We start from the raw sequence: 24,828 nt of genomic DNA, 5'->3' as shown, positions 1-24,828 counted from the left end.
TTTTATGGCTTTCATTTTACCGCTATGGTTCGTTGAGATGTTAAAGAGAAACATCGCACCATAAATATTATGCTGGGACGATAAGAAGTGCGGACATATCTGGTCGTTGTCGACGAATCGCCCGAAGCTGAAACCGCGCTGCGCTTCGCTGCGCGCCGCGCCGCCAAGACGGGCGGCGCCGTGCGCATCCTGGCGCTGATCCCGCCGGCCGAGTTCGTGCAATGGGGCGGCGTACAGGCGACGATGGAGGATGAAGCGCTGCAACGGGCCGAAGCGCTGGTGACGAGCGCGGCGGGCACGCTGACCGACGAATCCGGTATCCGCCCCAGCATCACCGTGCGTCAGGGCGAAGCGGTGACGGTGGTGCGCAAGACGCTGGAGGAAATGGACGATGTCGCAGCCTTGGTGCTGGGCGCGGCGGCCAGCGGCAATCCGGGCAAGCTGGTGACGCATTTCGCCGGTGCCGACGCAGGCAAGCTGCAATGCCCGGTGATGATCATTCCGGGCGGGCTGGATAGTGACGCGATCGATAGGTTGAGTTGATTTCCCTCATTGCGAGCGGAGCGAAGCAATCCATCGGCACAACATGGATTGCTTCGCTCCGCTCGCAATGACGAGTTCAGCGCTTATGCTTCCCCCGCTTCGCCCCGATATGGCGGATATTCTTGGGGCGGCCGCGATGGACGACACCCGGACGGGTGCGGTCGCGCTTCATCGGGCCACCGCGCGGGGCGGGATTGTCGGGTAGTTCGAAGCGTAACGAGCCGTTGATCGGGTCCGCCTCCGCCAACCTTAACTCCAGTCGCTGGCCCACCGTGTAGCGATCGCCGCTGTCCACGCCCTGCAACGCCTTGCCCGCTTCGTCATAGAAGAAATGTTCGGCGCCCATGGTCGACACAGGCACCAGCCCGTCGCCGCCCAGCCCGTCGACCGTCGCGAAGAAGCCGAAATTCTGGACGCCGGTGATGCGCGCCTTCACCACTTCGCCGACATGGGCGGACAGGAAGGCAGCGACATAGCGGTCGATCGTCTCCCGCTCCGCCTCCATCGCGCGGCGTTCATGGCCGGAGATCATCTCGCCGACCAACCCCATATTCTCATAATCATCCTGGCTGAGCGACGAGCGGTCCGGGACAGCCTTGTCCTTTGGCGCGGGCAGTTCCAGCCCATAGGCACCGACCAGCGCGCGGTGGACCAGAAGGTCGGCATAGCGGCGAATGGGCGAGGTGAAATGGGCGTAGCTGCCCAGCGCGAGACCAAAATGGCCCATATTCTGCGGCGCATAATAGGCCTGGGTCTGGCTGCGCAGGATCTGGGTCATGATCTGCTCCTTCTCCTCCGACTCCCCGACCTTGCGGATCAGGGCGTTGAAGGTCGCGGGGCGGATCACCTGCCCCAGCGCGAAGTCGATGTCGAAGGTGGCGAGATATTCCTTGAGCGCGACCAGCTTGTCGCGGCCGGGGGTTTCATGGACGCGGTACATGACCGGCGCCTTCTTCGCCTCCAACGCCTTGGCCGCCGCGACATTGGCCGCGATCATATAATCCTCGATCAGCATATGCGCGTCGAGCCGTTCGCGCACGGCGACGCTGACGATCTTGCCATATTCGTCCAGCACCACGCGGCGTTCGGGCAGATCGAGCGCCAGCGGATCGCGCGCCTCCCGCGCCTTGCGCAGCAGCGCCCAGCAGGCCCAGAGGGGCTTGAGGGCGGCTTCGAGCAGGTCTTCCGCCTGCTTGCGAGAGGCCGTAGGCGCGCCTTCAGGCGCTGTGCCGTCCATCGCCGCCTGCGCATCCTCATAGGCCAGCACCGCCGTGACGCGGATTATCGCGCGGGTGAAGCGCCAGGCCGTGACCTTACCATTCGCATTGATGGTGAGGTGACAGGCCATCGCCGCCCGGTCCTGCCCGGCGCGCAGTGAGCACATGTCGGACGAGAGTTCGTGCGGCAGCATCGGCACGACCTGATCGGGGAAATAGACGCTGTTGCCGCGCTTGCGGGCTTCCTTGTCCAGCGCACTGCCGGGACGGACATAGTAGCTGACATCGGCGATGGCGACGATCGCCTTGTAACCGCCGACATTTCCCTCATCCTCGTCCGGCGTGGCCCAGACCGCGTCGTCATGGTCGCGCGCGTCGACGGGGTCGATGGCGACGATCGGGAGGTGGCGCAGATCCTCGCGCTTGTCCTCATGCAGCGGCAAAGCGGATGCGGCGACCGCTTCATCCTCGGCGCGATCGGGGAAGACATGGGGGATGCCATGTTTGTGGATCGCGATCAGGCTGAAGCTGCGCGGAGCGAAGGGATCGCCGAGGATATCGGTGACGCGCGCGGAAATGCGCGGCGGGCGGCCATGGGGTTCGGCCAGCACCAGATCACCGGGCTTGGCGGTGCCGACGTCGCTGATCAGCGTATCCTTGCGGATGCGCTTGTCGACCGGGCGCAGCCACAGCTTGCCATCGGCCATCTGCTCGACCACGCCCAGCAATTCCTCGCTGGCCTTGGCAAGTTTCTTCATCGGATGCGCTACCCAGCCGCGACCGGCCTCCTCCGTGCGGGCGAGGATGCGATCGCCTATGGTGAGCCCGCCGCGCTTGCCGCGCTCCACCACGCGCAGGCGCGGCGCAGGCTGGCCTTCGGCTTCCCACCGTTCGGGCGTGGCGATCAGGGTCGTGTCGTCGACATCGACGATGCGCAGCACCGTAACCTTGGGCACGCCGCCCATCTTGTGGAAGGCGCGGGCCGGGCCGAGATCGATCAGCCCTTCGTCCGCCATGTCCTTCAGCAGCGCCTTGAGCGCGATCTTTTCCTGCCCCTTGAGGCCGAACGCCTTGGCGATTTCTCGCTTGCCGGCGGGCGTATCGGACTCGGTGATGAATTCCATCACTTGATCGCGGGTGGGGAAGCCGGCGGGGCGGACTTTAGCGGGTTTGTTATGCTTCTGGGTCGATGCCATGGACCAGCTATAGGGACGCGCCGCCCCGGACGCCAGCGGCATGGCGGGGTGGACGCGCCGGATCGTCTCCATGGGCATGAACGCCCTGCTCCTGATCCTCGCCGCTGCTGCCCAGCCTGCCCCTGCCCCCGTCGTCGTCCAGCGCGAGGGGGCGGAACATTATGTCTGGGGTGGGGTGAATGACGGCTGGCATCTGGTGAAGCGGGACGATCTTTCGGTGATCCAGGAGCGTATCCAGCCAAGTGCCGCCGAGGCGCGGCATTATCATGAGAAGGCCCGGCAATTTTTCTATGTGCTTGCGGGCGAACTGACGATGGAGGCCGATGGCGTCACCCACAGGCTGAGTGCCGGACAGGGGATAGAGATTGCGCCCGGCGTGCCGCATCAGGCGCAGAACCAGAGCAATGCCCCGGTAGACATCCTCGTCACCTCCACCCCCAAAAGCCATGGCGACCGGGTCGAAGCCCCCCTCCCCTAAACGGCACTTGTTGGAATTCCTCCGCTTAACTTCGCATATTTCCCGCGGATTCTGACATAATCTGTCATGAATTGGATATTAAATTTCCAATCCTGCCAAGGGCATGTGGGTCATATTTTCCGTTCTTCCTAAACGACTGGTCGTAAATAGGACAGAATTGGCAGCTATTTGGCAACATGGTCGGCCGATCGGTTTGACATCGCCCGACCCTCCCCTAGCCAAGGGACATGGATCCAGTCCGGGGGGCTTATTTGTCAGGCACTTGCCTGATGCAAGCAGAGGAGTGGCTATGAAAAAATATCTGAGCGCCGCGGCCGTGATGGCTGTGCTGGTAACGGCATCGCCGGCATCGGCTCTGATCAAACGCAATAGCTATGGATCGCATATCTGCAACGATGTGCCGTTCCTGTTCCAGACCGGTATCCAGTCGCTGGTGTGCCTGTTTACCGAAGATCCGTGAGCGTGACGGGATCATGAAAAAGGGGGCGGCCTGATCCTGATCGGCTGCCTTTTTTTTGTAATACACTGTGCAACGAGCAGACGCGGGATGGCGGCCTATTGAGCCTCGTTTCTCCGCGCGAACAAGAAAGAAGACCCTCACCGACTACGACTAGGCAGCAAGCTGCCAAGTCTTCATAGCCTCTCCCGCGAAGGCGGGAGAGGGCAGGATCAGGCTGCGCCGCCATTCACCGCTCAGCTTTTCAGCCCCCTACCCCGCCAGTTTCCGCGCCCTGTCTCGCCAGGCTTCCGCCAGTACCGGCATGTCGGCCAGCGTGCGGACGGCGGCGGGGTCGGCCTTGTGGCCGCCACCGATCAGCAGGTGAAAGACGCGGGCGATGGGCCAGTCGGCGAGCGGCCGGTCGAGCAGGTCCATGCGGGTGCCGGCCTGCGCCTCCCCTTCGCGAATGACGCGGAAATAGAGGCCGCTGCGGGCGGTCTTGACGATGGTCGCCATCACGTCACGCGCGGCGAAACGGTGGTCGAGCTTCCAGCAGGGCTGGCGGCCATGGCTGACCTCCACGACCGCGCTGCCCAGCGAGAAGCGATCGCCCAGACAAATATCCGCCTCCGTCATGCCGCGCGACGCGATATTCTCGCCAAAAGCGCCGGGAGCTTCGAGCAGCGGCTGACCGGGCTTGCGATCGCGCCACCAGCCATAATGATCCTGCGGATAGAGATGGATCGCCTTGTCCCAGCCGCCATGATGGACGGTGTCGGCAACCTGATCGCCTTCGAACCCCGCCCAGCCGATCCGCACGGGATCGCGCGTCGGCTGCTTGGCGATGGCGCTATAATCTTCGCCGCGAAAGGGCACGGGCTTGCCGATCAGGAGGGCGTCGATGATCATATGGGGCGTGGTCATCGCGCGCTTATGCCATGGGTGCAGGCATGGGGCGATGGCCGATCGCGCGGGAGTGGATTGCCGGGCGGAGTGGGCATGTTCGAGCGTGGTTGGATGGCGGATTTGGGTGGGTAGCTGACGGTCAGGTTTCGGGCGGACAATTGCGTAGAGCTGCCATTGACGTAGCACGATCAAGCGATAACTTTTGCCCATGCGTTTCATGGCAACACTTGCAATTCTGATGGTCTGCGTAAGCTGTGGGGTAGCCCCCCAACCAGATAGCATCAGAACCGTCGCAGCTTACGAAATTCCACTTCCTGCGAAAGGCGAGCGTGATGAGTTGATCAGGTTATTGGATCGATTGGCCAAATCCGATGGACTTCATGTCGATGCAGCGACCGACGAAGAACTTCGTCAAACGGCCGAAGCTATCCCGGAGGCGAAGATGACGGTCCACGCTGCCGTCTGGCGCGGGGCTGGCGATGAACACTCCGAAGCAGTCATCATGGATCAGGCCGACCACCTTGGACAGGTGTGGATCATGTTCTCAAAGGGCGAAGACCCTCTGTTGGCCAAGAGATTTCGAGACAAAGCAGTAAAAGAGATATTCGCTCGCTGGCCTGCAACACTTGCTCTGCCAATCATGCCCACCGGCGCAATCCCTCTACATCGCGACTTAGTCAGGACCGAGAATGGATATGAGGTCGCCCATTCAGCAGCAGCAAGATACACGGTGGAAGGCGACCATTAAAACCCTATTGGAATGTCGGCTTTTAGGCGCAGCCATCTCGTCTATCATCGTCAATTTTTGGTCGCTTTGCGCCATCCGGAACTTCCCACACCTAGGCAACGCTCAGTTCGGAACGCAGCTTGAGGACTTCGCCGCCGCTGTCGACATGGATCAGATAGGCGGGGTCGGCGGGCGTTCCGTTGCGGCGGACCAGCGCGCCCGCGATCGTGCGTTCGACATGGCGGTCAAAACGCTCGCTTATCCGTCCACGGCCGACGCCCTGCCCCCAATTCCACCTGACCCGCATTCCCTTAGGGAAAGTCTTGGTCATCGGGGCATCCTCTCCTTTTTGCGGGGCAACTGCATCGGCCGGCATCCGTGCCTGCAAATGCCAAATTCCCAAGCACTTATATGGTTCCCTTGGGTTTTCGCGCGTCTTGGGCTAAGGGGCGCCGATGGATGCATCCGGCCTTCGCGTCGCCCTGTTCAGTGGCAACTATAATTATGTGCGTGACGGCGCCAATCAGGCGCTCAACCGCTTCGTCACCTATCTGCTCAAGCAGGGGGCGACCGTGCGCGTCTATTCCCCGACCACCGACACCCCGGCTTTCGAGCCTGCGGGCGATCTGGTGAGCGCGCCGTCCTTCGCCGTGCCGGGGCGCAAGGAATATCGCGTGCCGCATCGGCTGTCGGCCAAACTGCGCCGCGATCTCAAGGCGTTCCAGCCCAATCTGGTCCATGTGTCCAGCCCCGATCCGCTGGGCCATCGCGCGGTCAGCTGGGCGCGGGAGCATGGCCTGCCCGCCGTGGCATCCGTGCATACGCGGTTCGAAACCTATCCGCGCTATTATGGGCTGGCCTTTCTGGAGCCGCTGATCCTGTCCATCCTGCGCCGCTTCTATCGCCGCTGCGACGCGATCGTCGCGCCATCCGAATCGATGGCGCAACTGCTGCGCGACCAGCGGATGAACTATGATGTCGGCATCTGGACGCGCGGGATCGACCGGGAGATTTTCAACCCGGGCCGTCGCGACATGGAATGGCGGCGGTCGCTAGGCATCGGCGATGATGTACCGGCGATCGGCTTCATCGGCCGGCTGGTGATGGAAAAGGGGCTGGACGTGTTTTCCGACACGATCGACCAGCTCGGCGCGCGGCAGGTGCAGCATAAGGTGCTGATCGTGGGCGAAGGCCCGGCGCGCGAATGGTTCCAGAACCGCTTGCCCAATGCGGTGTTCACCGGTTTCCAGAAAGGTCCCGATCTGGGCCGCGCGGTCGCCAGCATGGACATGTTGTTCAACCCGTCGGTGACGGAGACGTTCGGCAATGTGACGCTGGAGGCGATGGCGTGTGGCCTGCCGACCGTGGCAGCGCGGGCGACCGGCAGCGAAAGCCTGGTGACGGAAGGCGTGACCGGTCGGCTGATCCGCCCCGGCGCGATCGGCGATTTTGCCGATGCGCTTCAGGCCTATTGCCTGGACGGCGATGCCCGGCATGCGGCCGGACAGGCGGCGCAGCGGCGCGCGGAACGCAATGGGTGGGATCAGGTCAATCAGGCGCTGGTCGACACCTATCTGCGCGTGATCCGCCAGCGCGCGCAGGGCCTGTCGCCGCGATCCAGCCCTGTTCCCTGAACGCCCGTCCATCCCTATATCGGTGACGATGGCCGACCTTTTCGCTTCCGACGATCTGCCCGCCGATGATGGCGCGCCCGATACCGCTCCCCTTGCCGACCGGCTGCGCCCGCGCACCCTGGCCGATGTGGTCGGGCAGGAGCATCTGACCGGGCCGGAGGGCGCGATCGGCCGGATGGTGGCAGCGGGGCGGCTGTCCTCCATCATCTTCTGGGGGCCGCCGGGCACGGGCAAGACGACGATATCCCGCCTGCTGGCCGATGCGGTGGGCATGCGCTTCGCGCCGATCTCGGCTGTCTTTTCCGGTGTCGCCGACCTCAAAAAAGTGTTCGCCGCCGCGAAGGACCATGCCCGGCTGGGCGAGAAAACCCTGCTGTTCGTGGACGAAATCCATCGCTTTAACCGGGCGCAGCAGGATGGTTTCCTGCCCTTTGTCGAGGATGGCACGGTCACGCTGGTCGGGGCGACCACCGAAAATCCCAGTTTCGAGCTGAACGCGGCGCTGTTGTCGCGCGCGCAGGTGCTGATCCTGCGGCGGCTGGATGCGAGCGCGCTGGAGCAATTGCTGGACCGGGCGGAGGCACTGACGGGCAGGCCCCTGCCGCTCGATCCGTCCGCGCGGGAAGCCTTGCTGGCCAGCGCGGATGGCGACGGGCGCTTCCTGCTCAATCAGGTCGAGACGCTCTATTCGATCGATATCCCCGCGCCGCTCGATCCGGCTGGCCTGTCCGCCCTCCTGCACCGCCGGGTCGCGGTGTATGACAAGGATCGGGAGGGGCATTACAACCTCATCTCCGCGCTGCATAAATCGCTGCGCGGGTCCGATCCGCAGGCCGCGCTCTATTATATGGCGCGGATGCTGACGGCGGGGGAAGAGCCGCTTTATGTGCTGCGGCGGCTGGTGCGCTTTGCGACCGAGGATATTGGCCTCGCTGATCCGCAAGCGGTGGTGCAATGCCTCGCCGCCAAGGATGCTTATGAATTTCTGGGGTCGCCAGAGGGGGAACTGGCGATCGTGCAGGCCTGCCTTTATTGCGCGACGGCGCCCAAATCGAACGCGGCCTATATGGCGATGAAGGCGTCGTTCAAATCGGCCCGCGACACCGGATCACTGATGCCGCCGATGAACATCGTCAACGCCCCCACCAAGCTGATGAAGCAGGTCGGCTATGGCGCGGGCTATCAATATGATCATGATGCCGAGGGTGGCTTTTCCGGCGCCAATTACTGGCCGGAGGAAATGAGCCCGCAGACCTTCTATGCGCCGTCCGATCGCGGTTTCGAGGCGCGGATCGCCGAGCGCATCGCCTATTGGAACAAGTTGCGGGCGGAGCGCGGCGGCGCGTGACGCCCGGCTTTGCGCGCTTTACCGCGATCGACTGGTCCGGCGCAAAGGGCGCTCGGCACAAGGGGATCGCGGTCGCGCTTTGCGAGGCGGGGGATGCCGTGCCCCGGCTGATCGCGCCGCTCGATCGCCTCTGGTCGCGGCAGGCGGTGGCCGACTGGCTGATCCATGCGGCGGGCAAGGCCCCTACCCTGTTCGGCTTCGACTTCAGCTTCGCGCCGCCCTTCGTCGCGCGGGGCAGCTATCTGCCCGGCGATGATGTGCCGCAGGATGGGCCGGGCTTCTGGGCCTATGTCGATGCGATTTGCGACGATATCGATCTGGGCGCGGCCAGCCTGCTGGAGGTCGCCCATCGCCGCCATTTCTATTTCGGCAAGGCGGACGGGGTGAAAGCGACCTTCATGCACAACCGGGCGTGCGAGGCGCTCTATAATGCGGGTGGCGGGGGGAAGCCCTCCACCGTTTATGATGCGATCGGCGCGGCGCAGGTGGCCAAGGCGAGCTTTGCGGGCATGCGGATGCTGCACCATGTGCGGCCGCATGTGCCGGTCTGGCCGTTCGATCCGGTGCCGGATGCTGGATCGCTGGTGGTGGAAATCTATACCAGCATCGCCGCGCGAGCCGCCGGTCGGCCCAAGGGACGTAGCAAGATGCGGGATCTGGCGGCGCTGAACGACGCGCTGACAGCTCTGGGCTCAGCGCCGCATGAAGGCGTAATGCCTGACGACCATGGCGCGGATGCGATCGTCACGGCCGCCTGGATGCGGCGCGCGGTGGCGCAGGCGGGGCATTGGTCGCCCGGCGGGATGACCGCGCAGATCGCGCGCAGCGAAGGCTGGACCTTCGGCGTCACCTGACCCTGAGCGAAGGATTTCGGCCCCTTATGCACCCGCCATATTTTGACGGGGCAATTCGTTGACTGGACCTGAAGGCCGCTCTATGTGCGGCCTTCAGGCCGGCTTAGCTCAGTTGGTAGAGCACCTGATTTGTAATCAGGGGGTCAGGGGTTCGAGCCCTCTAGCCGGCACCATGTTTTTTGGCTTTAGGCGCGCACGGGCCGGGAACAGGCGCCGCCAGCCGATGATCACGCCGCTGATCGAAATGATCAGGCCAGCGCCGGACAAGAGCCAGACCAGAATATGCCGCAGCGGCGGCCACCAGAGCAGCCAGGGAAAGTCCAGACTGTGCAGGGCGTTGAACAGCCAGCGATAGCTGCGCCCGCCCGATCCGACCTGTCCCAGCAGCGCTCCGGTCGCCGGATCGATATGCAGCCAGCTCTGCGCCGCATCGTCGAACTTAAGCCGCAGCACGGGCAGCGGACGATCATCGTCACGCGGGTCGCCGGTCGAATACCAATAGCGATCCGGTTGCTCCAGCAGAGCCACATCGGTCAGCGCCGCGCCCGGCATTGCATGGCGCGCCATGGTGATGATGCGATCGCGGCTGAGCGTCATGGGCCGGGCGGTTGCGCCATCCAGCAGGTGCGGCCGTTCCCCGCCCCACAGGGTGATGATCGGTTGCCCACCCAGCCAGCCAAAGCGGCCTTCGCGCATGCCAGCCCCCGCCTGCGCTAGAGCGGCGAGATCGGTCTTGGGATAGCCGGGCCGCGCACCGGCATAGAGGCTGGCGACGTCGCCCCGCCCCTTGTCCCGCAATCCGCCCCAGGGGCTCATCGACAGCCAGCCGCTCGCTATCCAGGTGACGATGAACAGGCCGCCGACAAGGCCGCCGACATGATGCCATTTCATCCAGCCGCGATAGGGGCTGACCGATCCCGATTTGTAGCGGCGTTTGAACCGTGCCCGCAGCAGGCCGATCCAGATCCCCGCCAGCGCGCCGAGCAGCCCGATGCCGGACGTCCATAGCACGGTCTGGCGCCATGGCTCCTGAAACACGCGAAGCGCTTCGAAATAGATCCAGTGCGGCACCGCGCCCAGCCAGTTCCAGAAGCGTTCATGCGCGGTCGTGTTCTGCACCACCTCCCCCGTCTGCTGGCTGACATAGATGTCGGATGCCGTCGCATCGGCCGTGCGCACCCGCCAGAAGGGCGCCATCGCCTTGTACGCGCGAGTAACGACCCATTGATCGTGATCGACCGGATCGACCGACAGAGCGGGCGCGCCCGTGAGTGTGGAGGCGATCGCGGCGGCGCGGGCGGCGTCGACCGCGCGGATTTCGGCGCCGGTGCGGGCCGACACGGCGCGCCGCCCATCCGGCGTGACGATGCGATAGACCGGCTCCCCGCCGGTCATGCCAAGGCGCATTTCGGTGGAGGCGCCCGCCTCGCCCAGCACCGCCAGCGCCCGGTCAGGCCCGACGCGCACCTGTCGCCAGTCGATCGGCGCTGCGGTCGCCACCCGCTCCGCCGCGCGGAAGGAGGGGAAGGACACATAGAGCATCACCAGTCCCGACAGGAACCAGATGGCGAAGAACAGGCACAGGACAATGCCGGTCCAGCGGTGGAAGATATAGAGCCAGCGCTTCGTCCCCTTCCACAGCGCGGCGGGAACCGATGGTCCCCGCCGCGCCGATGCGCCTGTTTCAGAGCGCGACATGGAGCGTCGCCTCCACCGTGCGAGGATCGCCCAGCACCCATTGGGTGCTGCCATAGGTGGCGCGCGCATAGGTCGTATCGAAGATATTGCGGACGCGCACAGCCACGCTCGCTCCATCCACAAACTGCCAGCGCAGCCCTGCGTCGGTCAACGTATAGGCCGGGACGACACGGCTGTTCGCCGCATCCTGATAGCGTTTGCCGACATAGCTGACGCCGCCGTCCAGCACCCAGCCCTTCATGAATTCCCAACTGACGAAGGCGTTGGCGGTTTTCGTCGCGACATTGCTGGGGCGATTGCCGGCCCGCTGGAACAGGACGCCGCCCACGGATTCGGCGAAATCATCATAGCGCGCCCTCAGCAGCGACCCGTTCACCGTGACGCTGAGATGATCGACCGGCTCCAGGAAGAGCGAGGCCTCCACCCCGCGCGAGCTTTGCTGGCCGACCTGCACCTGAATGGTCGGGATCAGCGGATCGGACGTCAGCAGCTTGCGCTTGACGATGTCATAGACGGCCAGCGTCCACTGGCCGCGCGATCCCCAGAAGATATGCTTGATCCCCGCCTCATATTGGCGACCGGTCGACAGGTCGAAATCGCTTTGCGCGACACTGGTGGACACCAGCGCGCCGACCGGGTCGGCCGCGGTCGCATATTGGCCGTAGAGCGCCAGCGACGGGACGGGATTATAGACCGCCCCCACGCGCCATGTGACGGCATCGGGGGTAGAGGTGAAGTTATTCGCCGCATTCACATAGTCGGTCTTGGTGATTTCCGGCCGGTCATAGCGCAGGCCGCCGACCAGCGAGAAGCGATCGCTGAACTTCAGCCGGTCTTCGGCAAAGATCGAATATTGGCGGATGCGGTTGGTATAGCGGGCCTTCGTCGTTGCCGTGGACTGGTGGATGAACAGGCCCGGATCGGGATCGGCGGCGTCGACCAGTCGCGTCGCATTATTGCCGCTGTTGCTGACATTCTTGTAGCTGATGCGGTTGATGTCGAAGCCCACGACAAGGCTGTTTTCCAGTCCCACCAGATCATGATTGAGATTGGCGGTCGTGCGGTGCCCGGTCTGTTTCTGGATATGGTAGAGTTCCAGAAAGCTGGATTGCCGCACCTGCGCCGCGCTGCTCTGCGTCGCGGGAATGTAGGTCAGGCTTTCGGCATTCTTCCAATATTTATTGGCCCAAAGATGGTAGAAAGTGCTGCGGATGGTCAGCGCATCCGACGGCGTCCATTCCACCTTCGCCTGGCTCCAATTGTCGCGGAAGCGCAGCCGGGCATCGGCGACATTATAATTGTTGCGGGCGATCGATCGATCCAGCTTGCCATTCACCAGCGGCACGCCGAACCAGGTGCGCGGATTTTGCACGCTATGGTCGTGCGACAGGGTGATGGACAGGTCGGTGGCTGGCCTGAACCGGATCGCCCCGGACAGGGCCAGCGCATCGGAATCGCCCCGGTCCATCCAGCCTTCCGACCGGCGATAGCTGGCGTCCGCGCGAAAGGCGATGCCTTCGCTGATCGGACCACCGGCACCGGCCGCGACGTTGAAACTGTCATAGGAAGCGATGCCGACCCGGCCGCTCACCTCCATCTGGTCGGACGGCTGTTTCCGCACGACATTGACGGCGCCGCCGATCGCGCCCTCGCCATAGAGAACCGAGGCAGGGCCGCGCAAAATCTCCACGCTCTGCGCCATCCACGGGTCGGCCGGGAAGGTCAGCGTATTGTTGTACATGCGCATGCCATCATAGAGCGTCATCACCGAATTCTGGCCGGTGAAGCCGCGTGCCGACAGGCCATAGCCAAACACGCCCGAGGTGTTGACGATGCCGGTCGCACGGGCAGCCGCATCCTGAATGGTCAGGTCACCGCGCAGGCGGATGGCGTCGCCATCCAGCGTTTCGACACTGGCTGGCATTTCCAGCGCGGTCAGGCCAAGGCGGCTGGCCCCTTCCGCCTTCATATTCAGGCGCAGCGGATCGACCACGCCGGTCACGATGATCGCCGTATCATTCCCATTATCTTCGGCAGGCTGGGCAAATGCACTGGGCGCAGCAAGAGAGAAGGCCGCAAGTGCAGCCGGTGTGAACTTCAACATATCTATCCCCCCGTCGGCGTCGCACGACAAAATGGGCGGGGGCGTGCCGTTCACGAACGGTCGGCAACCGGCATCGGCCGGACGCCAGGGGCGACCGACACACGGCGTCCGATGCGGCCCCTGCCGCTCGTTCGTCGCTCAGACGGAGTATACCGTGCCGCGGCCATCCCCTGGACCAAGGCAAGAGCGACCAGACGCCGGCAGGTCTCCTGGCTCATGGGTCATCGCTTGATATACGGCCTTCCCAGGCCTCGCAGGATTTAGCGTCCGGCCCAGTGGCTGGCGGATCGGTCATATTGCCGTCCGCTCCTGTATATCGCGCTCGCCACTTACAGTTGCAGGGACAGCCTCGGATTTGGATAGCTTGCGCCATCCTCACCGCGTTCCCATTTTAATCCCCGTCTCCGGGGAACCGACGCGATCTTTGCCCCTCTGCCGCCCAAGGGCAGCCGAAAGGCGATGGCTGTCTATGTCGCCCGTGCGGGTTGCGCAAGAGGGCTTCGAGCGGGATGACTTTAACCTGATCCGTTCGCTTCGAGCGCAGTCGAGAAGCGGTTAGCACAGCGCGCGCGTTTCTCGACTGCGCTCGAAACGAACGGGGATAGTTGGATCGACTCGATGTCATCATGCTTTAAATATGGCGGAGGATTGATTGGCCCACGCAAGCCATGCAGGCACGTCGCCCTTGCAAACGAGCCCATAACGCAAAATGGGGGCCGGCATTGCTGCCGGTCCCCACTTCCGTCGGGTCATGCGATCCGCGTCCCGCAAGGGGGTGCGATCATCGGCCCTTCGTGTCCTTCGCATCATTCTCAGGGCGAGAATGCTACTCCGGTGTGCGGCAAGTTCCGGCTGGAAGCCTTCATCCCGTCGCTGGTCATTCGTCCCCGTGCCCGACGTTCACTTTCGCGCGTACCCGGCAGCGGTTTCGATCGACCTGCGCCACCTATCCACATCATCCTTTCGGTCGATGCCTTTCGGCAGCTATCGTGTCGGTTTAAATAGCTGATTTCTCACCTATTTTTTGATCCGGATCGCTCCATCTCAACCGTTCCGATAAGGGGATGCTCTCACCATCAGCGAGTCGTTCAAAGCGAAATCGGACGGATTTTTGACACTCGGCGATCAAAGCTGTGGATAAGTGTGGATAAGTTTTCCGGGCCTATCATCCGGGCGGCGACCAGTCCGGCGGCGCCAGCGTAAAGCCGGCGAAATCGAAGCCGGGCGTGACAGTGCAACTGACCAGCGTCCAGCCGCCCTGCGGCGTCGATGCCTGCCAGTGATGGGCCGGCACCCGCCCCTGCGGCACCTGCCCCGCCATGATGTCAGGGCCGAGCAACAGATCCTGCGCCGGTTCTCCATCGGCCGCGACCGACAGGATCAACGGCGCGCCTGCATGCCAGAACCAATGCTCCTCGCCATCTACCCGGTGCCAGTGCGAGCGTTCATGCGCCTCCAGCAGGAAATAGATGGCCGTGCCGGTCGCCCGCCCGTCAGCGCCCAAAGGCCCACGCCATGTCTCCCGATACCAGCCCCCTTCGGGATGCGGCGCCAGATCGAGTGCCGCAATCAGGGCGCGTCCATCCCGGTCCCTATCCCAGCCATCGTCCGCACGCATCACTTCACCTCAAAATTTATGTCTTTGGAAACAGTCGGTTGTGCCGTTGCCTGACGTTCATGCAACTTAGATCAATGTGCAGGGGTTCAAGCGCCAAATCACTTAATACCCATACGCTAATGGAGGAGATACATATGCGTAAAGCCCTGCTCGCCCTGGTCGCCATTTCGCTGGCCGTCCCGGTTTCGATGGCCGTGCCCACCGATGGTGCACAGGCCCGTAAACATTATCGCTACAAGGAATGGCGTGGTCGCGATGGCCGCACCTATTGCCGCAAGTCGAACGGCACGACCGGCCTGATCGTCGGCGGCGTGGGCGGTGCGCTGGTCGGTCGCGCGATCGATACGCGCGGTGATCGTGCCACCGGCACCATCCTGGGCGCGGCTGGCGGCGCGCTGCTCGGCAAGTCGATCGACAGCAAGCGCACTTGCCGCTGACGGATCGGTCGGCGCCTTCTGGAGCGGGCGCCGGCTTCCGGCCACATAAGGCATGAAAAAAGGGACGGCATCCCGTCGGATGCCATCCCTAACTTTTTTAAGGCGCTTCGCGATTATTCCGAAGCGGCGCCGCGGGCGTCTTCAACCTTGAAAGCAACCTGCTGGCCGCCAGAGGTGCCCGAAACCTTGCCATTCTTGACGGCCAGGTTGAAGGCGACGGCGTCGGGGAAACGACGGCCCGAAATCACCTTGCCAGCCTTGGTGTCCTTCACCTGGTAGACATAGGTGTAGCCTTCGTGCGTGAAGCGCTGCTTGGGAGCGGCCTCTTCAGCATAGGCAGCGGTGGCGACGGTAGCGCTAACAACGCCAGCAACAATGAACTTCGACAGCATTCGCATGGGTAAACTCCTTGTGAATGCCGATCAAACACCTCTTATATTCTTGTTCTGTTGAGGCCCGTTTATGCTGCGGCGCGGCAAAGCGACAATCGCAAAATAGGGCAGGATGGTTGCACTAAATGCAACCATGGCTGCACCTGCTCTTTAAGCCTTTGACATAGCGACAATATGGTCGAACTGCGCCTTTGTCAGTGGCGACACGGAAAGGCGCGATTGGCGCAACATGACCATATCGGCCAGCGCCGAATCGGCCTTCATGGCCTTTAGCGTCACCGGCTTTTCCAGTTTTTCATGCGGGGCGACATGGACCGCGATCCACTTGCCGGTGTCATCCGTGCTGTCCGGCGCGGCTTCCTCGGCGATCGTCATGATGCCGACCGCCTCCACCCCGATATTGCTATGATAGAAGAGCGACAGGTCGCCCTTGCGCATCGCGCGCATATGCCCCTGCGCCGCATGATTGCGCACGCCATCCCATTCAGCCTTCCCCTTGGCGACCAGGTCGTCATAGGAAAAGACGTCGGGTTCCGATTTCATCAGCCAGTAATTCATTTTGCCTCCTTGCAACAGCGGCCCGCCGCGATCAAGGATGCGTCCATGCGCGGGCGACCCCATATAGGCGGTGCGCCCCTTTCGATTTTTTGGAGATAAGACGTGTCGCAATCGGTGCTGGAACAGGTGCCCGTCCTGTCCTTAGCAGACATGGCCAAGGCGGATTTCGCTGAGGCCTTTGGCCAGTCCTTTCAACGCTTCGGCTTTGCCATGGTGAAGGATCATGGCATGGACATGGCGCTGATCGATGAGGCCTGGACCATGGCCCATCGCTTCTTCGCCCTGCCCGTGGCGGTGAAGGAAGACTATAATGCGAAGTTCAATGGCGGGCAGCGCGGCTATACCGCGTTCGGCACGGAAATCGCCAAGGGCGCGACCGAGAATGACCTGAAGGAATTCTGGCATGTCGGCCGTGACCTGCCCGAAGGCGATCCGCTGGCGGAAACGATGCCGCCCAATGTATGGCCCGCCGAAATGCCGGAATTCAAGCCGCTCTTCGCGAAACTCTATGGCGAGTTCGACCGGGTCGGCGCGGAATTGCTGTCCGCCATCGCGCTCTATCTGGGCCTGCCTGAACGCTGGTTCGACGGCGGAATCGAGAATGGCAATTCGATCCTGCGCCTGCTCCATTATCCGCCGGTGTCGCCGCAGGCGCCGGGCGTGCGCGCCGGCGCGCATGAGGATATCAACCTGATCACCCTGCTATTGGGCGCCGAGGAAGGCGGGCTGGAACTCAAGGATCGGGATGGCAACTGGCTGCCGGTCGTGCCGCCGCCGGGGGCGCTGGCGATCAATGTCGGCGACATGCTGCAACGACTGACCAACCATGTGCTGCCCTCGACCAGCCACCGCGTCGTCAATCCGCCGCCCGAACGGCGCGGCCATTCGCGCTATTCCATGCCCTTCTTCCTGCATCTGCGCCCCGACTTCATGATCGACGCGCTGCCGCAATGCGTGAGCGAGGACAATCCGCGCCGGGAAGCGCCGATCAGCGCGCATGACTATCTGACCGAGCGGCTGATCGAGATCGGGCTGATCAAGAAGGGATAGGATGACGTACTCCTGCGAAAGCAGGAGCACAGAATGGAGGGCACATCTTTGACCCCCGGGCTCCTGCTTTCGCAGGAGCACCGTTCGCTTATTTCCGCCCGCGGCCCAGCGTGATGCCGATTTCTTCGCCCCGCTCGCTCAGTGCCAACTTCACGATCTTCACCTCGACATGGCTGACCTTGTCATCCTGAACGAAGATGGTGTCGATGATATGGTCGGCCACCGCTTCGATCAGGGTGAAATGCACGCCTTCGGGCAGCGCGGTCGATGCAGCATGCTTCAGGTCCATATAGTTTTTGGAATGGCCAAGCGGCGTCGACGGCTCATAATGATCGGCGATTCGCAGGCGCGCGCGAATGGAAATGCGCAGCGGCTGGGGGAGATGCGTCTCCTCCGAATAGATGCCGGTCAGCACGTCGACGTGCAGGTTGTTCACCTCCAGCGTCAGAAAATCGTCAAATCCTGTCTGCATAGCCTTGCCATATATGGTCCCTCTCCTGCCGGCAGGCGGGGCCTATTTAGTCTTTCATTTTGCGAGGCGGGCGCTAAAGCCCCGCTTCCGGCGCTGCCCCATGCGCCATAGTAGGCGGAACGGCAAGTCGTGTCTCACATTGTGCCTTTGGATAGTCAGTCTGACGCAGCGATCGAGCAACTGCTCGACGCAGCCTTCGGTCCTGATCGCCACGGCCGAACCGCCTACAAGATCCGCGACGGCATGGCCTGGCTCCCGGCCCTGTCCTTCGCCATGGCGGATGCCGACGGCGCGCTGATCGGATCGCTGCAAAGCTGGCCGGTGGCGCTGACGCTGGCCGATGGCGGCCAGTTGCCGCTGATCATGGTCGGCCCGGTCGCGGTCGAACCGGCGCATCAGAAGGGCGGCCATGGCCGCGCGTTGATGGACTCAGTGGTCGCCGCCGCCCGGGCGATGCGCTGCGAACCGCTGATGATGATCGGCGATCCGGAATATTATGGCCGCTTCTGGGGCTTCACCGACGAAGGCACCGGCGGCTGGGACGCGCCCGGTCCGTTCGAGAAGCGCCGGTTGCTGGCTCTGTCGGTCGATGGCTCCGCGATCGGCGGCACGGGCATGCTCGCGCCGCGAATTGCGGTCACCGCCTGAATTACCCCTTTGCCTTCGGGCAGGCGCGCTCCTATCTCCGCCCCATGCCGATGGAACCCCTGCCCGACCTGTCCACCCTGTCGCTGGCCGATATTGCGCGGCTGATGGCGGAAAAGCGCCTGCCGCCAGTGGACCAATGGAACCCCGCCCATTGTGGCGACAGCGAAATGCGGATCGCGCGCGACGGCACCTGGTATCATCAGGGGTCGCCGATCGGCCGCGAAACGATGGTGCGGCTCTTCTCCACCATATTGCGCCGCGAACCCGATGGCAGCCATGTGCTGGTGACGCCGGTCGAGAAGCTGGACATCGCGGTGGAGGACGCGCCCTTCGTCGCGGTGGAACTGAGGACCGAAGGCGAAGGCCGAACGCGGACGCTGGCTTTCCGCCTGAACAGCGGCGATCTGGTCACGGCCGGGCCGGAGCATATGCTGAGTTTGCGCGAGACGGCGGACGGCCCCCACCCCTATCTGCATGTGCGCGGCGGGCTGGAAGCGCTGGTCACGCGCAGCGTCTATTATGAGCTGATGAACCTGGCGCTGGAGGAAGAGGGCGAGCGCGTCGGCCTGTGGAGCGAAGGCGCCTTCTTCCCGCTGGACGGCGCTGCATGAACCTGACGGAAAGGCTGCGCGCCGCACTGGAGGAGGGGCATCGGCGCGAAATCCTGCCTTTGTCCGATGTGCGTGATCCGCGCATCGTGGAGGAGATCGCGCTGGCGCCCGCTGCCGTGCTGGTGGCGATCACCGACCGACCCGAACCGGGCCTGATCCTGACCGAGCGCGCCACGACGCTGCGCAAACATGCCGGGCAGATCGCCTTTCCCGGCGGCCGGGTCGATCCGGGCGATGCGGACGAGATTGCCGGCGCGCTGCGGGAAGCGCAGGAGGAAATCGCCCTGCCCCCGAGCGCGGTGCAGGTGATCGGCACATCGGACCGCTATTGCACCTTCACTGGCTTCGACATCGTGCCGGTGCTGGGTGTCATTCCACCCGACCTTCCGCTGCGCGCGCAGGCGGGGGAAGTGGCAAGCTGGTTCGAACTGCCGCTCGCCTATGCGCTGGACCCGGCCAACCGCATCCGGCGCGAGGTGGAATATGCCGGGGCGATGCGCGCCTATTATGAGATTTTCTGGCAGGACCGCCGCATCTGGGGGATCACCGCTGCCATTCTTGCCAATCTTTCCCGAAGGCTGGGTCATGACCGTCTTGTTGCCTGACGCCGACTGGCGTCATCGTCCTGGGCTCGATGGCCTGCTTGCCGCGCTGGACGCGGCGGCGGGCAAGGCCCGCTATGTCGGCGGCGCGGTGCGCGATGCGCTGCTGGGACTGCCGGTCAATGATCTGGACATTGCAACCAGCCTGGACCCGCATGATGTGGTGCACCGGCTGAAGGCGGCGGGGATCAAGGCGGTGCCGACCGGCATCGATCATGGCACGATCACCGCCGTCCTGTCCGATGGCCCGGTGGAGATCACCACGCTGCGCCGCGACGTCAGCACCGACGGGCGCCGCGCGACCATCGCCTATACCGAAGACTGGCGGGAGGATGCGGCGCGCCGCGACTTCACCATCAACGCCCTTTATGCCGATCCGCTGACCGGCGAGATCAGCGACTTTTTCGGCGGTCTTACCGATCTGGAGGCGCGGCAGTTGCGCTTCATCGGCGATGCGACCGCGCGGATCGCGGAGGATCATCTGCGCATCCTGCGCTATTTCCGTTTTCTGGCGCGCTATGGCGACAATGAAGTGGACAGCGTCGCCTATGACGCCTGCGTTGCCGCCGCCAATAGCCTGATGGCCCTTTCGCGCGAGCGGATCGCGGACGAATTGCTGAAATTGCTGGGCGTTTCGGCGCCGGTGCATGCGCTGCGGCTGATGGTCGATGGCGGCATATTGGTGCCGGTCCTGCCGGAAGTGGTGATGGCAGGCGTCGACCGGGTCGAGAGGCTGATGGCGCGGGAAGCGGAGAGCGGTGTCGGCGGATCGGCGCTGCGTCGTCTGGCTGTGCTGCTGCCGCATGATCCGGTGCTGGCGGACCAGATCGGCGCGCGCCTCAAATTGTCGAACAAGGCGCGCAAGCGGCTGATGACGGCACTGGAGCCGGGCGTGGACGGGGAGACGCCGCGCGCGCTGGCCTATCGGGTCGGCGTGGAAGGGGCGATCGACCGGTTGCTGATCGATGTCGGCCAGCCGCTGGATGCCCTGGCGGGCGTGATCGGCTGGACACCGCCCAGCCTGCCGATCGGCGGTGGTGCCCTGATCGCGCGGGGGCTTCAGCCCGGCCCGGACGTGGCGAAGGCCCTGCATGAAGTGCAGCGACTCTGGGTGGCGGAGGATTTCCCAGACGCAGCGCGCGTCGGCGAACTGGCGGATCAGACCGTTTCGAAATTCCAGCGCGCGCGCCAGTAATCGAAGGCATCGGCCTCGGACATCGCCTTGGCGAAATAATAGCCCTGCCCCTGCCAGCAGCCCATCTTCTGAAGAGCGTGGGCCAACCCCTGCGTCTCGATCCCTTCGGCCGTGACCTTCAGGTTCAGGGATTCGGCGAGCGAGAGGATCGTGCGGACGATGATCGCCTTGTCGCGATCCTCCAGCATGTTCGACACGAAGCTGCGGTCGATCTTGAGGATATCGATCGGCAGGCTGTGCAGGCTGGCCAGGTTGGAAAAACCGGTGCCGAAATCGTCCATCGCGATCGGCATCTGCAAATCCTTGAGCGCGACCAGCAATTTACGCGCCTTGTCGGGATCGGCGATGATGGCGCTTTCGGTCAGTTCAGCGGTCAGGCGGCTGCCCGCGATGCCGGAATAGCGCAGCGCTTCCTCGAACATCGACGCCACATCGTCCCGCGCCATCTGGATGGGGGAGAGGTTGACGTTGACGCCGACCGGCAGCGCCTGCCCGAATTTCGCATCCCAGCGCGACAGCGCCTGCGCCGCTTCATAGGCGGCCCAGCGGCCGAGCGGCGTGATGAGGCCACTTTCCTCCGCCACGGCGATAAACTCCACCGGCGACACCGGCCCCAGTTCTTCGTCATCCCAGCGGGCCAGCGCCTCGAAACCGGTAATCTCGCCGGTCTGGAGATGGATTAGCGGCTGATAGGCCAGCGTGAGGCCACCCTGCGCCAGCGCATCGCGCAGGCGGCTTTCGATCGAGAAGCGGCGCTGCGCTTCCTTGAGCACGCCATTGCGATAGATTTCGACCTTGCCGCTGCGCTTGGCGATCTTCACCGCCGCCTGCGCCTTGCGCACGATATCGTCGGGATCATCGTCCAGATTGATCGACAGCGCGCAACCGATGGCGCAATCGACGCGGATCTGAAGGTCGCTCAGGCGGATCGGCGAACTCAGCGCCTCCTTGATCCTCTGAACGATATGAAGAGCATCAGACAAGCCATTGTTCAGACGTGCAAAGATCGCGAAATCATTGCCGCCGATGCGGGCCAGCACATCGCCTTGGCGCAGGCTGGACTTCAGCCGCTTGGCGACCGTGATCAGCAATTCGTCCCCGGCCATCGGGCCAAGCGATTCATTGACTCGGCTGAAACGGCTAAGGTCGATCGCGATGATGCCGAACTGGGCATTGTCGGGCCAGACAGTATTGGCCAGCCGATCGTCAATCTCTTCGCCAAAACCGGTGCGGTTGGGCAGCGCGGTCAGTCCGTCCGACAGAAGCTCGCGGCGCAGATTCTTTTCGATCGCCCGTTCGCTGGTGCGGTCGATCGCGGTGAACAGAAAATGTTCGGGACGATCCTCCGCCGCAGGCAGACGGCCGACCGTGCACATGAAATATTCCGGCCCCAGCTTGCCATCGCGGCGAATCTCGAAGCTGTCCGAATCGCGGTCGGAGCGGATGAAAGCGATGACCCGCTCCCGCCATTCGCCCGCCGCACGGGCATGGCTGGCGCCGCCTTCCAAATTTGCCTGGAAGGCCGCGTTGAACCGCACATTACCTTCAATCAGCTTTATCTTATTGTCTTCAAACGAAAATATGGCAGCTACCTGCGGCAAGGCAGACAGCCACTGCGTCATCCCGACGCTGTACAACGGATGCGCGACACCCTCCCCTTCTGAAGGGGTGCCGCTGGTCTGGACGACCGGCAAATTGCGCACCGAACTGGATTCCATATGTCCGCTGTATCGCGCAGGGGTAAATTTTCAGGAAACGTTATTCGCCTTTGCGACGGGTGCCCGACAAAAAGGAGAAACGCCCGGTTTAGAAGCGGTTGTCGCGCGGGAAACCCGTCGGCGGCATGCGACCGGCCGCACCGCGCGCCACCTTCCAGGGCATCATGTCGCTTTCCGTCCGGGTCCGGCCCGACTCGCCGCCCATGGTCCAGCTAAGCCCGTCGGACAGCGTGAAGGCGATCGCATCGGACAGGCCACCGTCCCTGTAACGCTGCATCTGCACGCCCTGCCCGCGCGCCATTTTCGGCATTTCCGTAAGGGAAAATACCAGCAATTTGCGATTCTCACCGATCACGGCGATGCTGTCCGCCTCCGCCGGGATCAGGCGGATGATGCTCAATTTCGCGTCGGCGCGGACGTTCACCACCTGCTTGCCCTTGCGCGTTTCGGCCGTCAGGTCCGACACCGCTGCCACGAAACCGCGCCCATCGGACGACGCCAGCAACAGGTCGCTGCCGATCCGCGCCGGCATCAGGGCGATGATCGCCCCTTCATTATCCATGTCGACCAGCGACCGCACCGGATCGCCAAAGCCACGCCCGCCCGGCAGCTTGTCCGACGCCAGCGTATAAATGCGGCCGGTGGCCGTCGCCATCAGCAGCTTGTCGGTCGTATAGGCATGGAAGGCGAATTGCGGACCATCGCCTTCCTTGAATTTGAGTGTATCGGCGGCGGCCAGATCGCGATGGCCGCTCATCGCCCTGATCCAGCCCCGTTCGGACAGGATCACGGTGATAGGCTCACGCTCGATCATCGCCTCCAGCGGGATTTCCCGCGCGGGTGCGGCCTCCTCCACCAGCGATCGACGGCGACCAAGGTCCGTTTCCGGGCCATAGCGCTTGCGCAGCGCGGCCAGATCCTTCTTGAGGCGGGTGCGCTGGCGGGCGGGGCTTTCGACCAGCTTTTCCAGTTCGTCCTTTTCCTTGAGCAATTCGCTATGCTCGCGGCGCAGTTCCATTTCCTCCAGCCGGCGCAGCGAACGCAGCCGCATGTTAAGGATCGCCTCGGCCTGACGGTCATTGAGGCCGAATTCGGCCATCATCACTTCCTTGGGCTCATCTTCGGTCCGGATGATCTCGATCACCCGGTCGAGATTGAGATAGGCGATGATATAGCCGTCGAGCAGTTCGAGCCGATTGGCGATCTTGTCCAGCCGGTGCTGGGCACGGCGGACCAGCACGTCGATCTGATGCTTGAGCCATTCGACCAGCAGCGGCTTCAGCCCCAGCACGCGCGGCGTGCGGGTGGAATCGAGCACATTGAGGTTCAGCGGGAAGCGATTTTCAAGATCGGTCAGCCGGAACAGGCTGTCCATCAGCATCTGCGGCTCGACCGTGCGGGCGCGCGGTTCGATGACGATGCGAATTTCCGCGTCGGATTCGTCGCGCACATCGGCCAGGATCGGCAGCTTCCTGTCGTTGATCAGCGCCGCGATCTGCTCGATCAGCTTGGATTTCTGGACCTGATAGGGAATTTGCGTGACGACCGCGATCCAACTGCCGCGCCCTTCCTCCTCCTTGTGCCAGCGCGCGCGCGTGCGAAAGGCGCCGCGCCCGGCAGCATAGGCTTCGGCGATGATCGCCGGGCTGTCCACCAGCACGCCGCCGGTCGGGAAGTCCGGCCCCTTCACGATCTGCATCAGCGCAGCATGATCGGCATCGGGATTTTCGATCAGCAGGCCAGCCGCGTCGATCAGTTCAGTGACATTATGCGGCGGGATGCTGGTCGCCATGCCGACCGCGATACCGCTGGCGCCATTGGCCAGCAGATTGGGGAAGAGGCCGGGGAAAACCTCCGGCTCCTCATCCTCACCATTATAGGTGGGGCGGAAATCGACGGTGCCTTCGTCCAGGCCGGACATCAGGTCGGCGGCCGCCTGCGTCAGGCGCGCTTCGGTATAGCGCATCGCCGCTGCATTATCGCCGTCGATATTGCCGAAATTGCCCTGCCCGTCGACCAGCGGGGTGCGCAGCGAAAAATCCTGCGCCAGGCGGACCATCGCATCATAGACCGATACGTCGCCATGGGGGTGATATTTACCGATGACGTCGCCGACGACGCGAGCGCATTTCTTGTAACTGGTGGTGTTGCGCGCCGGATTGGCGACAAGGATGTCGGGGTTTGCGCCGCCCGGTTCCATCTTCAGCAAACGCATCGCCCAGAGCAGGCGCCGATGCACTGGCTTCAGCCCGTCGCGCAGATCCGGCAGCGACCGCGCCGTAATGGTCGACAGCGCATAGACGAGATAGCGCTGCGAGAGCGCATCGTCGAACGGGTGATCCTTGATAGCGTCGAACGGGTCGCGAAAATCGGTCATCGGGGA

24 protein-coding genes, 1 tRNA gene, 1 pseudogene and 1 riboswitch are annotated in these 24,828 nt (G+C 63.5%); of the genes and pseudogenes, 15 read left to right on the top strand and 11 right to left on the bottom strand.

Features of this window, described 5'->3' with window-relative positions; translation table 11 throughout:
- Window positions 1-87: 87 nt before the first annotated feature.
- Window positions 88-543 (top strand): universal stress protein, encoded by a 456-nt coding sequence (locus BMY84_RS16390; RefSeq protein WP_093020102.1) that lies wholly within the window; start codon window positions 88-90, stop codon window positions 541-543.
- Between the two features lie 76 nt (window positions 544-619).
- Here the strand turns inward: BMY84_RS16390 and rnr are convergent, their stop codons facing one another.
- Window positions 620-2,956 carry a ribonuclease R gene (gene rnr, locus BMY84_RS16385; RefSeq protein WP_093085439.1) on the bottom strand — a complete coding sequence of 779 codons (2,337 nt, stop codon included), beginning with the start codon at window positions 2,954-2,956 and terminating at the stop codon, window positions 620-622.
- A gap of 70 nt (window positions 2,957-3,026) precedes the next feature.
- Here rnr and BMY84_RS16380 point away from each other — a divergent pair, with 70 nt between their 5' ends.
- Together BMY84_RS16380 and BMY84_RS29800 are read left to right on the top strand one after the other, a co-directional pair.
- A complete protein-coding gene (locus BMY84_RS16380) occupies window positions 3,027-3,434 on the top strand; it encodes a cupin domain-containing protein (RefSeq protein WP_256215288.1) in 408 nt (135 codons plus the stop codon).
- A gap of 289 nt (window positions 3,435-3,723) precedes the next feature.
- Window positions 3,724-3,894: a hypothetical protein gene (locus tag BMY84_RS29800; protein ID WP_177204051.1), complete on the top strand. Its 171-nt coding sequence runs from the start codon at window positions 3,724-3,726 to the stop codon at window positions 3,892-3,894.
- A gap of 249 nt (window positions 3,895-4,143) precedes the next feature.
- Here the strand turns inward: BMY84_RS29800 and BMY84_RS16375 are convergent, their stop codons facing one another.
- On the bottom strand, window positions 4,144-4,797 hold the full coding sequence (locus tag BMY84_RS16375) for an MOSC domain-containing protein (RefSeq protein ID WP_093085274.1): 654 nt from the start codon (window positions 4,795-4,797) through the stop codon (window positions 4,144-4,146).
- 199 nt (window positions 4,798-4,996) lie between these two features.
- Between BMY84_RS16375 and BMY84_RS29225 the strand changes: the two genes are divergently transcribed.
- Window positions 4,997-5,527 (top strand): hypothetical protein, encoded by a 531-nt coding sequence (locus BMY84_RS29225; RefSeq protein ID WP_143075074.1) that lies wholly within the window; start codon window positions 4,997-4,999, stop codon window positions 5,525-5,527.
- Window positions 5,528-5,618: 91 nt separating this feature from the next.
- Here the strand turns inward: BMY84_RS29225 and BMY84_RS16370 are convergent, their stop codons facing one another.
- Complete coding sequence (locus BMY84_RS16370) at window positions 5,619-5,837, bottom strand: hypervirulence associated TUDOR domain-containing protein (protein ID WP_093085272.1); 219 nt, start codon at window positions 5,835-5,837, stop codon at window positions 5,619-5,621.
- 124 nt (window positions 5,838-5,961) lie between these two features.
- On the opposite strand from BMY84_RS16370, the gene BMY84_RS16365 reads away from it, so the two are divergent.
- The 5 genes from BMY84_RS16365 to BMY84_RS30475 all read left to right on the top strand — a co-directional run bounded on the left by BMY84_RS16365 (window position 5,962) and on the right by BMY84_RS30475 (window position 10,059).
- Window positions 5,962-7,140, top strand: a complete 1,179-nt coding sequence (locus BMY84_RS16365; protein ID WP_093085271.1) for a glycosyltransferase family 4 protein — start codon at window positions 5,962-5,964, stop codon at window positions 7,138-7,140.
- A gap of 28 nt (window positions 7,141-7,168) precedes the next feature.
- Complete coding sequence (locus tag BMY84_RS16360) at window positions 7,169-8,488, top strand: replication-associated recombination protein A (RefSeq protein ID WP_093085269.1); 1,320 nt, start codon at window positions 7,169-7,171, stop codon at window positions 8,486-8,488.
- Window positions 8,485-9,342 carry a hypothetical protein gene (locus BMY84_RS16355; RefSeq protein WP_093085437.1) on the top strand — a complete coding sequence of 286 codons (858 nt, stop codon included), beginning with the start codon at window positions 8,485-8,487 and terminating at the stop codon, window positions 9,340-9,342. The genes BMY84_RS16360 and BMY84_RS16355 overlap by 4 nt, the downstream gene beginning before the upstream one ends.
- A 97-nt stretch (window positions 9,343-9,439) precedes the next feature.
- Window positions 9,440-9,515: transfer RNA gene (locus BMY84_RS16350), tRNA-Thr, on the top strand.
- Between the two features lie 154 nt (window positions 9,516-9,669).
- Window positions 9,670-10,059, top strand: coding sequence for a hypothetical protein (locus tag BMY84_RS30475; RefSeq protein ID WP_256215287.1), 390 nt, complete (start codon window positions 9,670-9,672; stop codon window positions 10,057-10,059).
- Between the two features lie 114 nt (window positions 10,060-10,173).
- Here BMY84_RS30475 and BMY84_RS30835 read toward each other — a convergent pair.
- From BMY84_RS30835 to BMY84_RS16335, 3 genes and pseudogenes are all read right to left on the bottom strand, one after another.
- Window positions 10,174-11,040 (bottom strand): annotated as a pseudogene (locus BMY84_RS30835) (PepSY domain-containing protein); the annotation flags it as partial.
- Window positions 11,027-13,144 carry a TonB-dependent receptor gene (locus BMY84_RS16340; protein WP_093085268.1) on the bottom strand — a complete coding sequence of 706 codons (2,118 nt, stop codon included), beginning with the start codon at window positions 13,142-13,144 and terminating at the stop codon, window positions 11,027-11,029. The pseudogene BMY84_RS30835 and the gene BMY84_RS16340, both read right to left, overlap by 14 nt.
- 181 nt (window positions 13,145-13,325) lie before the next feature.
- A riboswitch (cobalamin riboswitch) is annotated at window positions 13,326-13,576 on the bottom strand.
- Window positions 13,577-14,309: 733 nt separating this feature from the next.
- Complete coding sequence (locus BMY84_RS16335; protein WP_093085266.1) at window positions 14,310-14,762, bottom strand: cupin domain-containing protein; 453 nt, start codon at window positions 14,760-14,762, stop codon at window positions 14,310-14,312.
- Window positions 14,763-14,896: 134 nt separating this feature from the next.
- On the opposite strand from BMY84_RS16335, the gene BMY84_RS16330 reads away from it, so the two are divergent.
- The gene (locus tag BMY84_RS16330; RefSeq protein ID WP_093012671.1) at window positions 14,897-15,199 is read left to right on the top strand and encodes a glycine zipper 2TM domain-containing protein; all 303 of its coding nucleotides are present in this window, start codon (window positions 14,897-14,899) and stop codon (window positions 15,197-15,199) included.
- A gap of 113 nt (window positions 15,200-15,312) precedes the next feature.
- On the opposite strand, the gene BMY84_RS16325 is transcribed toward BMY84_RS16330, so the two are convergent.
- Both BMY84_RS16325 and BMY84_RS16320 read right to left on the bottom strand, forming a co-directional pair.
- A complete protein-coding gene (locus BMY84_RS16325; RefSeq protein WP_093085265.1) occupies window positions 15,313-15,591 on the bottom strand; it encodes a hypothetical protein in 279 nt (92 codons plus the stop codon).
- Window positions 15,592-15,741: 150 nt separating this feature from the next.
- Window positions 15,742-16,149: an EVE domain-containing protein gene (locus tag BMY84_RS16320; RefSeq protein WP_093012674.1), complete on the bottom strand. Its 408-nt coding sequence runs from the start codon at window positions 16,147-16,149 to the stop codon at window positions 15,742-15,744.
- Window positions 16,150-16,251: 102 nt separating this feature from the next.
- Between BMY84_RS16320 and BMY84_RS16315 the strand changes: the two genes are divergently transcribed.
- The gene (locus tag BMY84_RS16315; RefSeq protein ID WP_093085264.1) at window positions 16,252-17,199 is read left to right on the top strand and encodes an isopenicillin N synthase family dioxygenase; all 948 of its coding nucleotides are present in this window, start codon (window positions 16,252-16,254) and stop codon (window positions 17,197-17,199) included.
- An 88-nt stretch (window positions 17,200-17,287) separates the two neighbouring features.
- Here BMY84_RS16315 and BMY84_RS16310 read toward each other — a convergent pair whose 3' ends face one another.
- Window positions 17,288-17,671, bottom strand: coding sequence for a dihydroneopterin aldolase (locus BMY84_RS16310; protein WP_093085262.1), 384 nt, complete (start codon window positions 17,669-17,671; stop codon window positions 17,288-17,290).
- 129 nt (window positions 17,672-17,800) lie between these two features.
- Between BMY84_RS16310 and BMY84_RS16305 the strand changes: the two genes are divergently transcribed.
- The 4 genes from BMY84_RS16305 to BMY84_RS16290 are packed head-to-tail and all read left to right on the top strand — an operon-like array spanning window position 17,801 to window position 20,727.
- Window positions 17,801-18,319, top strand: coding sequence for a GNAT family N-acetyltransferase (locus tag BMY84_RS16305; RefSeq protein ID WP_093085261.1), 519 nt, complete (start codon window positions 17,801-17,803; stop codon window positions 18,317-18,319).
- A gap of 44 nt (window positions 18,320-18,363) precedes the next feature.
- Window positions 18,364-18,930, top strand: coding sequence for a DUF1285 domain-containing protein (locus BMY84_RS16300; protein WP_093085259.1), 567 nt, complete (start codon window positions 18,364-18,366; stop codon window positions 18,928-18,930).
- Window positions 18,927-19,535 (top strand): CoA pyrophosphatase, encoded by a 609-nt coding sequence (locus tag BMY84_RS16295; protein ID WP_093085258.1) that lies wholly within the window; start codon window positions 18,927-18,929, stop codon window positions 19,533-19,535. The genes BMY84_RS16300 and BMY84_RS16295 overlap by 4 nt, the downstream gene beginning before the upstream one ends.
- The gene (locus BMY84_RS16290; protein WP_093085256.1) at window positions 19,516-20,727 is read left to right on the top strand and encodes a CCA tRNA nucleotidyltransferase; all 1,212 of its coding nucleotides are present in this window, start codon (window positions 19,516-19,518) and stop codon (window positions 20,725-20,727) included. Before BMY84_RS16295 ends, BMY84_RS16290 begins: the two co-directional genes overlap by 20 nt.
- Here BMY84_RS16290 and BMY84_RS16285 read toward each other — a convergent pair.
- Together BMY84_RS16285 and parC are read right to left on the bottom strand one after the other, a co-directional pair.
- Window positions 20,691-22,445 carry a putative bifunctional diguanylate cyclase/phosphodiesterase gene (locus tag BMY84_RS16285; RefSeq protein WP_093085255.1) on the bottom strand — a complete coding sequence of 585 codons (1,755 nt, stop codon included), beginning with the start codon at window positions 22,443-22,445 and terminating at the stop codon, window positions 20,691-20,693. The genes BMY84_RS16290 and BMY84_RS16285 overlap by 37 nt on opposite strands.
- 88 nt (window positions 22,446-22,533) lie before the next feature.
- The gene (gene parC, locus BMY84_RS16280; RefSeq protein WP_093085253.1) at window positions 22,534-24,822 is read right to left on the bottom strand and encodes a DNA topoisomerase IV subunit A; all 2,289 of its coding nucleotides are present in this window, start codon (window positions 24,820-24,822) and stop codon (window positions 22,534-22,536) included.
- Window positions 24,823-24,828: the final 6 nt, after the last annotated feature.

It is taken from the genome of Sphingobium sp. AP50, assembly GCF_900109095.1.
Lineage (GTDB): Bacteria > Pseudomonadota > Alphaproteobacteria > Sphingomonadales > Sphingomonadaceae > Sphingobium.
The sequence above is the reverse complement of the archived record's forward strand: the minus strand, read 5'-3'. Positions and strand labels throughout refer to the sequence as shown.

Bases quoted from the DNA above. Each gene is read 5' to 3' on its own strand.
- rnr (WP_093085439.1), bottom strand. From the start codon at position 2,956: ATGGCATCGACCCAGAAGCATAACAAACCCGCTAAAGTCCGCCCCGCC.
- BMY84_RS16380 (WP_256215288.1), top strand. From the start codon at position 3,027: ATGGGCATGAACGCCCTGCTCCTGATCCTCGCCGCTGCTGCCCAGCCT.
- BMY84_RS29800 (WP_177204051.1), top strand. From the start codon at position 3,724: ATGAAAAAATATCTGAGCGCCGCGGCCGTGATGGCTGTGCTGGTAACG.
- BMY84_RS16375 (WP_093085274.1), bottom strand. From the start codon at position 4,797: ATGACCACGCCCCATATGATCATCGACGCCCTCCTGATCGGCAAGCCC.
- BMY84_RS29225 (WP_143075074.1), top strand. From the start codon at position 4,997: ATGGCAACACTTGCAATTCTGATGGTCTGCGTAAGCTGTGGGGTAGCC.
- BMY84_RS16370 (WP_093085272.1), bottom strand. From the start codon at position 5,837: ATGACCAAGACTTTCCCTAAGGGAATGCGGGTCAGGTGGAATTGGGGG.
- BMY84_RS16365 (WP_093085271.1), top strand. From the start codon at position 5,962: ATGGATGCATCCGGCCTTCGCGTCGCCCTGTTCAGTGGCAACTATAAT.
- BMY84_RS16360 (WP_093085269.1), top strand. From the start codon at position 7,169: ATGGCCGACCTTTTCGCTTCCGACGATCTGCCCGCCGATGATGGCGCG.
- BMY84_RS16340 (WP_093085268.1), bottom strand. From the start codon at position 13,144: ATGTTGAAGTTCACACCGGCTGCACTTGCGGCCTTCTCTCTTGCTGCG.
- BMY84_RS16335 (WP_093085266.1), bottom strand. From the start codon at position 14,762: ATGCGTGCGGACGATGGCTGGGATAGGGACCGGGATGGACGCGCCCTG.
- BMY84_RS16330 (WP_093012671.1), top strand. From the start codon at position 14,897: ATGCGTAAAGCCCTGCTCGCCCTGGTCGCCATTTCGCTGGCCGTCCCG.
- BMY84_RS16325 (WP_093085265.1), bottom strand. From the start codon at position 15,591: ATGCTGTCGAAGTTCATTGTTGCTGGCGTTGTTAGCGCTACCGTCGCC.
- BMY84_RS16320 (WP_093012674.1), bottom strand. From the start codon at position 16,149: ATGAATTACTGGCTGATGAAATCGGAACCCGACGTCTTTTCCTATGAC.
- BMY84_RS16310 (WP_093085262.1), bottom strand. From the start codon at position 17,671: ATGCAGACAGGATTTGACGATTTTCTGACGCTGGAGGTGAACAACCTG.
- BMY84_RS16300 (WP_093085259.1), top strand. From the start codon at position 18,364: ATGCCGATGGAACCCCTGCCCGACCTGTCCACCCTGTCGCTGGCCGAT.
- BMY84_RS16295 (WP_093085258.1), top strand. From the start codon at position 18,927: ATGAACCTGACGGAAAGGCTGCGCGCCGCACTGGAGGAGGGGCATCGG.
- BMY84_RS16290 (WP_093085256.1), top strand. From the start codon at position 19,516: ATGACCGTCTTGTTGCCTGACGCCGACTGGCGTCATCGTCCTGGGCTC.
- BMY84_RS16285 (WP_093085255.1), bottom strand. From the start codon at position 22,445: ATGGAATCCAGTTCGGTGCGCAATTTGCCGGTCGTCCAGACCAGCGGC.
- parC (WP_093085253.1), bottom strand. From the start codon at position 24,822: ATGACCGATTTTCGCGACCCGTTCGACGCTATCAAGGATCACCCGTTC.